At 63.8% G+C, this 9,828-nt stretch carries 12 protein-coding genes; 7 read left to right on the forward strand and 5 right to left on the reverse strand.

Annotation, left to right across the window (positions count from 1 at the left end):
* The first annotated feature begins 200 nt into the window (after nucleotides 1-200).
* The gene (locus AABA84_RS34185; protein ID WP_338314314.1) at nucleotides 201-1,427 is read left to right on the forward strand and encodes an acyltransferase family protein; all 1,227 of its coding nucleotides are present in this window, start codon (nucleotides 201-203) and stop codon (nucleotides 1,425-1,427) included.
* Between the two features lie 44 nt (nucleotides 1,428-1,471).
* On the opposite strand, the gene AABA84_RS34190 is transcribed toward AABA84_RS34185, so the two are convergent.
* Nucleotides 1,472-2,710: an MFS transporter gene (locus AABA84_RS34190; protein WP_212245118.1), complete on the reverse strand. Its 1,239-nt coding sequence runs from the start codon at nucleotides 2,708-2,710 to the stop codon at nucleotides 1,472-1,474.
* Between the two features lie 129 nt (nucleotides 2,711-2,839).
* On the opposite strand from AABA84_RS34190, the gene AABA84_RS34195 reads away from it, so the two are divergent.
* The 3 genes from AABA84_RS34195 (at nucleotide 2,840) to AABA84_RS35070 (ending at nucleotide 3,980) form a co-directional block, all read left to right on the forward strand.
* Nucleotides 2,840-3,454 carry a TetR/AcrR family transcriptional regulator gene (locus tag AABA84_RS34195; RefSeq protein ID WP_152102840.1) on the forward strand — a complete coding sequence of 205 codons (615 nt, stop codon included), beginning with the start codon at nucleotides 2,840-2,842 and terminating at the stop codon, nucleotides 3,452-3,454.
* 149 nt (nucleotides 3,455-3,603) lie between these two features.
* A complete protein-coding gene (locus tag AABA84_RS34200; RefSeq protein WP_038972441.1) occupies nucleotides 3,604-3,807 on the forward strand; it encodes a hypothetical protein in 204 nt (67 codons plus the stop codon).
* Between the two features lie 62 nt (nucleotides 3,808-3,869).
* A complete protein-coding gene (locus AABA84_RS35070; protein WP_433960963.1) occupies nucleotides 3,870-3,980 on the forward strand; it encodes a DUF6894 family protein in 111 nt (36 codons plus the stop codon).
* 950 nt (nucleotides 3,981-4,930) lie between these two features.
* On the opposite strand, the gene AABA84_RS34205 is transcribed toward AABA84_RS35070, so the two are convergent.
* Together AABA84_RS34205 and AABA84_RS34210 are read right to left on the reverse strand one after the other, a co-directional pair.
* Nucleotides 4,931-6,304 carry a PleD family two-component system response regulator gene (locus AABA84_RS34205; protein WP_212245119.1) on the reverse strand — a complete coding sequence of 458 codons (1,374 nt, stop codon included), beginning with the start codon at nucleotides 6,302-6,304 and terminating at the stop codon, nucleotides 4,931-4,933.
* Nucleotides 6,305-6,318: 14 nt separating this feature from the next.
* On the reverse strand, nucleotides 6,319-6,684 hold the full coding sequence (locus tag AABA84_RS34210; RefSeq protein ID WP_008130064.1) for a response regulator: 366 nt from the start codon (nucleotides 6,682-6,684) through the stop codon (nucleotides 6,319-6,321).
* 236 nt (nucleotides 6,685-6,920) lie between these two features.
* Here AABA84_RS34210 and AABA84_RS34215 point away from each other — a divergent pair, with 236 nt between their 5' ends.
* Nucleotides 6,921-7,232, forward strand: a complete 312-nt coding sequence (locus tag AABA84_RS34215) for a DUF3572 domain-containing protein (RefSeq protein ID WP_338307778.1) — start codon at nucleotides 6,921-6,923, stop codon at nucleotides 7,230-7,232.
* Nucleotides 7,229-8,521 carry a DNA polymerase IV gene (locus tag AABA84_RS34220; RefSeq protein ID WP_338314315.1) on the forward strand — a complete coding sequence of 431 codons (1,293 nt, stop codon included), beginning with the start codon at nucleotides 7,229-7,231 and terminating at the stop codon, nucleotides 8,519-8,521. Before AABA84_RS34215 ends, AABA84_RS34220 begins: the two co-directional genes overlap by 4 nt.
* A 16-nt stretch (nucleotides 8,522-8,537) precedes the next feature.
* Here the strand turns inward: AABA84_RS34220 and AABA84_RS34225 are convergent, their stop codons facing one another.
* Nucleotides 8,538-8,693: a hypothetical protein gene (locus tag AABA84_RS34225; protein WP_162832276.1), complete on the reverse strand. Its 156-nt coding sequence runs from the start codon at nucleotides 8,691-8,693 to the stop codon at nucleotides 8,538-8,540.
* A 192-nt stretch (nucleotides 8,694-8,885) separates the two neighbouring features.
* Between AABA84_RS34225 and AABA84_RS34230 the strand changes: the two genes are divergently transcribed.
* A complete protein-coding gene (locus tag AABA84_RS34230) occupies nucleotides 8,886-9,293 on the forward strand; it encodes an ACT domain-containing protein (protein WP_212245131.1) in 408 nt (135 codons plus the stop codon).
* A gap of 26 nt (nucleotides 9,294-9,319) precedes the next feature.
* Here the strand turns inward: AABA84_RS34230 and AABA84_RS34235 are convergent, their stop codons facing one another.
* Nucleotides 9,320-9,721, reverse strand: a complete 402-nt coding sequence (locus AABA84_RS34235; protein ID WP_179738631.1) for a RidA family protein — start codon at nucleotides 9,719-9,721, stop codon at nucleotides 9,320-9,322.
* Between the last annotated feature and the right edge of the window lie 107 nt (nucleotides 9,722-9,828).

The raw sequence follows: 9,828 nt of genomic DNA on the forward strand, positions 1-9,828 counted from the left end.
TAGGGTCACAAGCTCTCAGGGTGACGGGGAAATGCCGGCGTAGATTCCACGCCGCCCGCAACTATCCCCTCGCCCCCGATGAGCTTCATTGGACAGCGGACCAAGTGTGACCGACCTCGCAGAGCGCCATGGGCGACTTCACTATCTCCAGCGGGATCGTTGCATGAATCTGGTCCATTCCCGTGAAGAGCCATTTGTCCTTGCTGGATCCGCTGCGCTTCGCCGCCGCGCTCGGCGTTGCCATTTTTCACCAGATGTTCTGGTCCTGGGCCTGGACCTCGATCGGCGTCCCGGGCTTTGAGCGCACCGTCGCCGCTGACGTCCTGTACCCGTCCGCCGCGCCTTTCACATGGTTCGGCTGGGTCGGCGTCGAGATCTTCTTCGTCATCTCCGGTTTCGTCATTGCGAATTCGGCGACCACATCTTCGCCGGGCGCATTCCTTCTCGGCCGCGCGCTCCGGCTCTATCCGGCGGTCTGGGTTTGCGCCACCGCGACCTTCCTCGTCCTGCTCCTCTTCGGCAGCGAACCCGCATCCGAAATCATCCTGCCCTACATCCACGCCATGCTGATGGTGCCCAAAGGCGTCACGGGTCAATGGCTAGACGAGGTCTATTGGACGCTGGCCGCCGAGACGGCGTTCTATGGGCTGGTGTTCTGCGCGATGCTCACGAAGAAGATCACACTGCGACACCTGGCTTTTGGCCTCACCATCTACAGCGCGATATTCAATGCCGTCGCGCTGCTGGTCACGTCATGCACGACACCAGCCGACCTGCCCTATCTCGTCATCCTGATGTTCCGGGTGCCGTGCGCGGCCTTCCTGCTCAGCCATGGCTGCTTCTTCGCGCTGGGCATCTGGCTGTTCATCTCCGCAAACAGGGAGTTGACGGCGCTCGAGCAGCTCGCCGTTGCCGTCACCTGTCTTTCCGGCGCGGCGGAAATTGACGTCTTCGCCTCCTTCTTCCTGGAGTCCATACCCGCCATCGCGGACCAATCAGCCCTCGTGCCGATCATGGTCTGGGCGGCCGCGGTGCTCCTCATTGCCCGTGCCGCAAACAGGAACAGGCGCTCTGCGGACATCGCCTCTGCAGAAGCACCGGCATATTTGAGAACGCTCGGACTGATCACCTATCCGCTCTATCTCACGCACAACGTCATTGGCGCAGCGGTCATTCGTGCCCTGGTCGTTTCAGGCCTGGATGCCACAACGGCCGTATGGCTCGCGCTGGGCCTGCTTGTCTTGGTCTGCTGGTTCATTTGCGCGAAGATCGAGCCAGCCGTCAGATGCGCGCTGATGCAAACCCTTTCGTATTTCGGACAGCTGCCGAAGAGACGGCCGAAATCGAGACGTCCGGCATTGGCCCGGGGGTTGCAGGTTTCGCTTCCCGTCCCGGTCAAGGCGAACGTCGCAGCGTCCCAGGCATGATAGGCGTACGCCGTCCGTCTGTACCGCTCGCTAAGCCCGGACGCCTACGCCGTCCGCAACACCGGCGCCGGCGGCTGCGACGGCCTGACAAGCGCGAACGCGACCTGCACGATGCCGCCGGCAAGGCCGAGCGCGACGCCGATGCGCCAGGCCATCGTGTAGGAGCCGAGCGCGTCGTAGATCACCCCGCCTCCGTAGGCGCCGAGGAAGCTGCCGACCTGGTGGCTCATGAAGGCGAGGCCCTGGATCATCGCCTGCCAGCGCAGGCCGAACATCTCGGCGACCGCGCCCGCGACCAGCGGCCCTACGCCCATCCACAGGAAGCCCATGATGGCACCGAACAGCAGCGTCGAGAACGGCGTTGCCGGCAGCATGAAGTACCAGGCGAGCGCGAGCGAGCGCAGGATGTAGATGCCGCCCAAGAGCGCCAGCTTGTTCCAGCGCTGGCCGGCCCAGCCGAAGAACAGCGAGCCGAGCACGTTGAAGCCGCCGATCATGCCGAGCGTCTGCGCGCTGAGCATCGGATCGAGGCCGCAGATCGCGAGATACGACGGCAGATGCGTGGTGAGGAAGACGAGCTGCATGCCGCAGACGAGATAGGCGCAGGTCATCACCACGAAGGAGGCATTGCCGAACGCGGTCCTCGCCGCGGTCGCAGCCGTGGCATCGTCGATCTCGTCGGCGGCGGGCTTCGGCAGCGGGACCTGGTCGACGCGCCCCGCGTACCACGCGGCCGGAATCATCAACACCGACATGACGACGAAGCCGGCGAGCCCGACGCGCCAGCCAAACCCCTCATTGAGCAACTGCCCGATCGGCGCCGACAGCAGCGCGCCGAGCGAGCCCGCCCCGGAGACGATGCCGAGCACCGTCGAGCGCACCGTCGCAGGGACCGCGCGCGCCGCCACCGACATCGCGATCGCAGCCGCAGTGCAGGCCATCGACGTCCCGATCAGCACGCCCGCGCCGATCATGATGCTGACGAGGCCGTTCGCGGTCGCCATCAGCACCAGGCCCGCGATGTACATGAATGAGCCGACGATCATGATCGGGCGGAAGCCGTAGCGCACCGTCATCGCGCCGGCGAGCGGCTGGAGAAAGCCCCAGGCGAGGTTCTGCACCGCCAGCGCCAGCGTGAAATCCGAGATCGAGATGTGGATGTCGTGCGTCAGCGGCTGCATGAAGATGCCGAGGCTCTGCCGCAGCCCCATGCTCAGCGTCAACATGATCGAGGCGCCGATCAGGATGGGCAATGTCGGACGCAGGACCTGCAACAGGGGCATATTCTTCTCCCTCGTGGGCACGGCGCAAATGCCGTCGTCCGCAATATCGGTTGATTTTGGTTACACAGACCTGTGTACTTAGGCTATGATCGACCTGTGCTGTCAAGCGAACAGGACGCATTCCACTGCATGGCTCCCCCGCCCGCCCCACAGACGATGAAAGAGCGGATCCTCGAGACCGCCGACAAGCTGTTCTATCTGCAGGGCATTCGTGCCATCGGCGTCGACACCATCGCGGCCGAGATCGGCATCAGCAAACGCACGCTGTACAACCACTTCCCCTCCAAGGACGCGCTGATTGCGGCTTACCTCGAGCGCCGCTTCGTGAGCGCGCGCCCCTCCGACAAGCCGCCGGCCGAGCAGATCCTCGCCACCTTCGATTCGCTGGAGCGGCGGTTTGCGGCCAAGGACTTTCGCGGCTGCCCGTTCGTGAACGCGGTCGCCGAGCTCGGCCCGGCAGACCGCGCCGTGAAGAAGATCGCGATCGCCTTCAAGGAAAGCCGCCGCCTCTGGTTTCGCGACCGCCTGAACGAGCTCGGCGTGGCGGAGGCGGATGCGCTCGCAACGCAGCTGGTGCTGCTGGTCGACGGCTCGATCGCGCAGGACCTCGTCCGCGACGATCCGGCGATGGCGCGCGCGGCGAAGGAAGCGGCGAAGGTGCTGCTGCGGAATGCGGGGGTGGATGTGGGTGGGGAAGCGAAGCCGGCGATGAAACGGGGCAAGAGAGTGGTCCAGCATCCCTGAGGGAGTGGAATGGCACTCCTCAGGGACGAATTGAACCTTGCCTATCATCGCGCATTGAAGACGCATCACCGATCAATGGCTCGTCCTGCAGACGTCGGTGGCTGAGAGACCGCTTTTGCGCTCCCCTGCCAGCCATGAGAGGGGCAAAGATGGCCCACCCGTTCGGCGTCGAACACTTCCCGATCGCACCCGCCTCGATCCCGCCGATGGCACCTCTCAAGGCCGCGAGCGGGAGATTGGCTGATTTAGTCCTCGGCTCACTCTTCTTTGCCACCATAACCATCGCGATGTCCGGCTGGCTGTACGTGCTCTTTTTGCTTGTCCACGCTGTCGCAGCCTGGCTGCTGGCGTAGTAGCCGCTCCCTTGAGGGCTGGACCTTAAGGAACCTTGAGGCCATGGGCTGATTGAACGCCCGTGCCAATTTACCCCTTCGATATCCACCATGACGGCGGCGTTGTTATCGATGACGAAGGGGCCGAAGTTACCGATCTGAGCGCTGCCGAGACGCTAGCTCTTGAGCTCTAGGCCAAGCTATTCTCGATCACGCCCGTCACCGCAGGACAGGCTTCACCAAGATCGAGGTCAGATACGGCGGAGGCCGGGTCGTGGCATCAACCTCCGCCACAGTCTCTCTGGAACGCTTGATCCCCTGAAGGGATGCGGTCACCGCTCAATGTGAGCAAAATTGACCACCCTGCAAAGACCGCATATGCGACATTTTTCCGCTTATCCATATCAGCGGAAGGCGGAGATCGAAATGCTCCCGCCTTCTTGGATCGGAGACGGTAATGGGAAACAAGCCAGGGCCTTTGTCAGAAACCGGGCCAACGATTTTGGAGCACTATATGCGCGCCGCGCGTGAGGACATGGACGGTCCCGCACTCCTCAAGTTGCTGAAAAAGCTTGAGGACGAGATAGCAAGGCGGGGGCGGCTTGCTTGAAAGGAGCGGAGATAAACACCGCCGTGGAATGTCGAGAGGCACGCGATCACAGAGGAAGAGCGATCAGCCGAGGCTAACACACTAGCGAGCGCAGGACTTTTCGGTTTTATTCTCGCCCTTTGCATGTTCGGAGGAGGCGTCACGTTAGTGGCTGCAGGATTTTGCTATCTGGCCCAGTTTGGCGCGACTAATCCCGCGATGCAGACGCAATTCATCGGCTAGCGCCCCAAGCGCTCCTGAGAGGAGTGGACTGCACAGGTCAGTCCCGTAACCCCACGCGCCCCGTCACGCCGGAGCTGTTTTGCCCGGGCCGCCGAGGTCCGGAAGCAATGTCTGGCGATTTCTCTCTGGCCGGACTCTTGCTGCCGCATCGGGACAGACCGTGATGCTTCGTTACACTCCTGTATTGCCCGGACGCGTCGAACGGCGCGCTCCTTCGCACGAGCGATTTCGCTGCCCTCGCCTAACCTATTGATCGAGCTAACGCCGGCTACTGTGCATGGGGTTGTTTTCGCGATTTTGCGCAGCCGGCCCTTACGCCGCCTGCGATACCACCCGATTACGCCCGTCGTGCTTGGCGCGGTAGAGCGCGGTGTCGGCGCGCTTGAGCACGTCGGCGACCGCCTCGCCCTTCTGCTCCAGCGTGGTCAGGCCGATCGAGATCGTGACCTCGATGCGCTTCGCCCCTTTGTGGATCGCGAACGGCTCGCCCGCGATCGAGCGGCGCAGGCGCTCGGCAACCATGCCGGCAACGTGGAGATCGGTCTCCGGCATGACGATGACGAACTCCTCACCGCCGTAGCGGCAGGCCAGATCAATGCCGCGGATCGACTTGCGCACCCGCACCGCGAATTCGCGCAGCACGTCGTCGCCGGCGTCGTGGCCGTAATTGTCGTTGATGGACTTGAAGAAGTCGATGTCCAGGATCATCAGCGCCAGCGGCTTGCCGCGGGTCGCGGCCTGCTCGGCGAGCGTCACCAGATGGCTCTCCATGTAGCGGCGATTGTGCAGGCCGGTGAGCGCGTCCGTGATCGCCATCTCGATCGAGTTCTGCACGTTGTCGCGCAGATGATCGGTGTAGCGGCGGCGGCGGATCTGGGTGCGGGCCCGCGCCAGAAGCTCGATCTTGTCGATGGGACGCAGCAGATAGTCGTTGACCCCGATCTCGAGGCCGCGGAGCAGCCGCGTCGAGTTCTCGGGGTCGGCGATCGCCAGGATCGGCACATGGCGCGTGCGCTCCAGCGAGCGCGCCTGGCTGCAGAGGCGGAGGCCGTCGAAATTGTTGAGGTCGAGCGAGACGATCAGCAAATCGTAATTGCCCTCGGCGGCGTGGAACAGCGCTTCCGTCGGGTTCGGCTCGACGTCGATGGTGTGCTCGGCGGCGAGGATCGTCGCCAGCCGCTCGTAGGAGGACGGACGGTCGTCCACCAGCAGGATGCGGCCACCCTTGCCGGTGTCGGCCACGGCGCTGCGCTCGGGCGCCTGCATGCCGATCTCGAGCGAGGTGATGGCGCGCATGCGCAGCTCATCGGTCATCATCTTCAGCCGCGTCAGCGAGCGCACCCGCGCGATCAGCACGACGTCGGAGACGGGTTTGGTCAGGAAGTCATCGGCGCCCGCTTCCAGCCCCCGGTTGCGGTCGGACGGACTGTCGAGCGCCGTCACCATGACGACGGGAATGTGGTGCGTCGCCGGATCGGTCTTGAGGCGGCGGCAGACTTCAAAGCCGTCGATGTCGGGCATCATCACGTCGAGCAGGATGATGTCGCATTCGGCGCGTTGACAGATCGCCAGCGCCTCGGTGCCGTTCGAGGCGGTCATCACGTCGAAATATTCGGCAGAGAGGCGGGCCTCGAGCAGCTTGACGTTGGCAGGGACGTCATCGACGACCAGGATACGCGCGGACACTGTGAACTCACTTCCTATCCGATGAAACGCCGGACCGTCTCAATGAATTTGCCGACCGAGATCGGCTTGGACAAATAGGCCTCGCAGCCGCCCTCGCGGATGCGCTCTTCGTCGCCCTTCATCGCGAACGCGGTGACCGCGACGACGGGAATGGAACGCAGCTCCGGATCGTCCTTGATCCAGCGCGTCACCTCGAGGCCGGAGACCTGCGGCAATTGGATATCCATCAGCACGAGGTCGGGCCGCATCTTGCGAACGAGGTCGAGCGCCTCGTAGCCGTTGCTGGTGCCGGAGGTCTGGTAGCCGTGCGCCTCCAACAGGTCGCGGAAGAGCTTCATGTTGAGCTCGTTGTCTTCCACGATCAGGACGGTCTTAGCCATCCCGCCCTCCTGATTGGTCCGCAGACCCATACATGTGACGCCTCAGGCGCCGCTCGCCGGCGCTTCGAAAACTGGATTCAAACTAGCCTCAGATTTGCTCTAGTTTCGTTAAACCCGAGGGTCACTTTCCGCGATGTGGTTTCCAGTTGCTTGTTTGGGGTCGCAAGACTCAAGGCCGAGACTCGGGCATATTCCAAAGTAGACACCGAAAGTTAACGGAAAGGCAAACCGGCCCCTTGAAAAAGCCTGTTCACAACCCCCGCGAAGTCGCTGAAATCGTTGCGATTCAGGCACTGTCCTTCGTTGCCGGCGATCCCGAGCGGCTGGGCCTGTTCCTGGCCGAGACAGGGGTGGGTCCGGAGACGCTCCGGAATGCCGCCTCGGACCCGAATTTCCTGCTCAGCGTGCTCGATTTCGTGATGCGCGATGACGCCACCGTGAAGGCCTTTGCCTCGACCGCGGAACTGCATCCGACCAACGTCGCAGCAGCGCGACAGGTCCTCGGTGACGTGCTCGGCGACCCCTCCTGGGAGCGCGACGTGCCGTGACCGCCCCTGATACGGCCGGGCCCCGCTGCTTCTGCCGGGACTGTCTGGCCGATCTGGACATGGGCGTGCGGCGCTGTTCCGCCTGCGGTTCCCCTCGCCTCGTCCGCCACCGTGCGCTCGCGGGCCTGACCATCGCCCACATCGACTGCGACGCCTTCTATGCGACGGTCGAGAAGCGCGACAACCCTGACATTGCCGACAAGCCGGTCATCATCGGCGGGGGAAAACGCGGCGTGGTGTCGGCCGCCTGCTACATCGCACGCACCTATGGCGTGCGCTCGGCGATGCCGATGTTCAAAGCGCTCGACGCCTGCCCGCATGCAGTCGTGATCCCGCCCGACATGGCGAAGTATGTGCGGGTCGGGCGCGAGGTGCGCCAGGCCATGCAGGCCCTGACGCCGCTGGTCGAGCCGCTCTCGATCGACGAGGCCTTCCTCGATCTCTCCGGCACCGAACGGGTGCACGGCATGATCCCGGCAAAGGTGCTGGCGCGCTTTGCCCGCGATGTCGAGCGAGACATCGGCATCTCCGTCTCGGTCGGCCTGTCCAGCAACAAGTTTTTGGCCAAGATCGCCTCCGACCTCGACAAGCCGCGGGGCTTCGCCGCGCTCGACCAGGAGGAAGCCCGATCGATGCTTGCAGAGAAGCCCGTCGGCTTCATCTTCGGCGTCGGGCCCGCCACGCAGGAGCGGCTGGTGCAGCGCGGTTTCCGCATCATCGCCGACCTGCAGAAGGCCGACGAGATCGAGATGATGCGGCAGTTTCCGAGCGATGGCCGCAGGCTTTGGCGGCTCGCCCGCGGCATCGACGACCGCCGCGTCGAGCCTGACCGGGGGGCCAAGACCATTTCGAGCGAAACCACCTTCGAGACCGACATCCGCGATTTCGCGACGCTGGAGAAGATTTTGTGGCGGCTGTGCGAGAGGACCTCGTCGCGGCTCAAGAGCAGCGAGCTCGCCGGCTCGACCGTCACGCTGAAGCTGAAGACCGCCGATTTCCGCCAGCGCACGCGCTCGCAGTCGATCGCGGCGCCGACCCAGCTCGCCGCGAAGATCTTTGCGATCTGCCGCGAGATGCTGGCCAAGGAGATCGACGGCACCGCCTTCCGCCTGATGGGCGCCGGCGTCAGCCCGCTGCGCGAGGGCTCGCCCGCCGACGACACCGACATGCTCGACCGCCGCGCCGCCCACGCCGAGCGCGCGGTGGACAGCCTGCGCAAGAAATTCGGCAGCGCCGCGGTGATCCGCGGCATCGCGTATGAGGGCCCGGAAACAGGACAGCCCGAGTGATCGAGACCTGCTCAACTCAATCGCGTTCGAATATCCGCGCACCCGGATAGACGCGCCGGGCATATTGAACGACCAGCTGACGATCCTGCGTTTCCAGGAACGGAGTTCGGATCTGACAAGACCCGACAATGAGGTGCCACAAACCGTTGAGCTTTCGAATGACGACATTCATTGAGCTTCCTCGCAGTGACCCGAGTGGACTCAAATTGTAAGAATTCGCCGCCGTCACTCAATTGTACGAGCGTAAGATCAGGGCATGAGAAGGATTCGGGGAGATATACGAACGTATGCCTGTCATGGCTTCAACAGCCGCCGGCGCCGATAGCTGCGCAAGGGCTCAAACGATCCTGCAGGAGCTGGCACCATGACGGGTGAGCACAATCTCGGCGCGCTGCTGAGACACATGAGGCCGAAGATGCTGGACGGCACCTTCGTATTTTGCACGATCCCGACCAGCGAGGCCATTCCCGAAGCACTCAAACCGCTGCTGACGTTCCGCGAACAGGAAGGAACAACGCTCGTGATCTCTCGCGAAGAGGCCGAAGCGGCGGGGCTGCGCTACGCGTTCCCCTCGCGCCTGATCACCCTGACGGTTCACTCCGCACTCGATGCGGTCGGCTTCCTGGCGGCGATCACGGCGCGTCTTGCCGAAGCCGGCATCAGCGCGAACGCCGTGTCGGCTTTCCACCACGACCATCTGTTTGTGCCCGTCGATAGGGCGGACGAAGCGATGGCTGCTCTACAAGAGCTATCGGGCGCGCGGCACTCGTAGCCCGGATCATCCGGGCTACGAGATCTTCAATCCGCAACCGCCACCGCCTCGATCTCGATCAGCCATTCCGGCGCGGCGAGCGCGGAGACGCCGACCAGGGTCGAGGCCGGCGGCTCCATGCCTTCGAAGAAGGCCGAGCGGGCCTTGCCGATGATCGGGCGCAGCTCCGGCTTGTAGTTCACGACGAAGGTCGTGATCTTCACGATGTTGGAATAGCTCGCGCCGGCCGCTTTCAGCGCGTGTCCGAGATTCTGCATCACCTGCGTGGTCTGCGCGGCGATATCGCCCTCGCCGACGATCCGCCCTTCCTCGTCGGTCGAGACCTGTCCGGAAATGTAGATGGTGCGCGCGCCGGTCGCGGTGACGACGTGGGAATAAGCGGGATTGTGATGCAGGCCGCTGGGGCGGAGATGATCGAGCTTGGGCATGGGCTGGCCTCCCTGATGTTTCTGGTTGGGAGGGAGCGTAGCGGGAGAGTATGACGAGAGCTAGATGCGGCGAGCGCCAATGGCACTCCGTCATCCTGAGAGCTTGT

The sequence above is a fragment of the Bradyrhizobium sp. TM239 genome (assembly GCF_036247985.1).
Classification (GTDB): Bacteria; Pseudomonadota; Alphaproteobacteria; order Rhizobiales; family Xanthobacteraceae; genus Bradyrhizobium; species Bradyrhizobium ottawaense.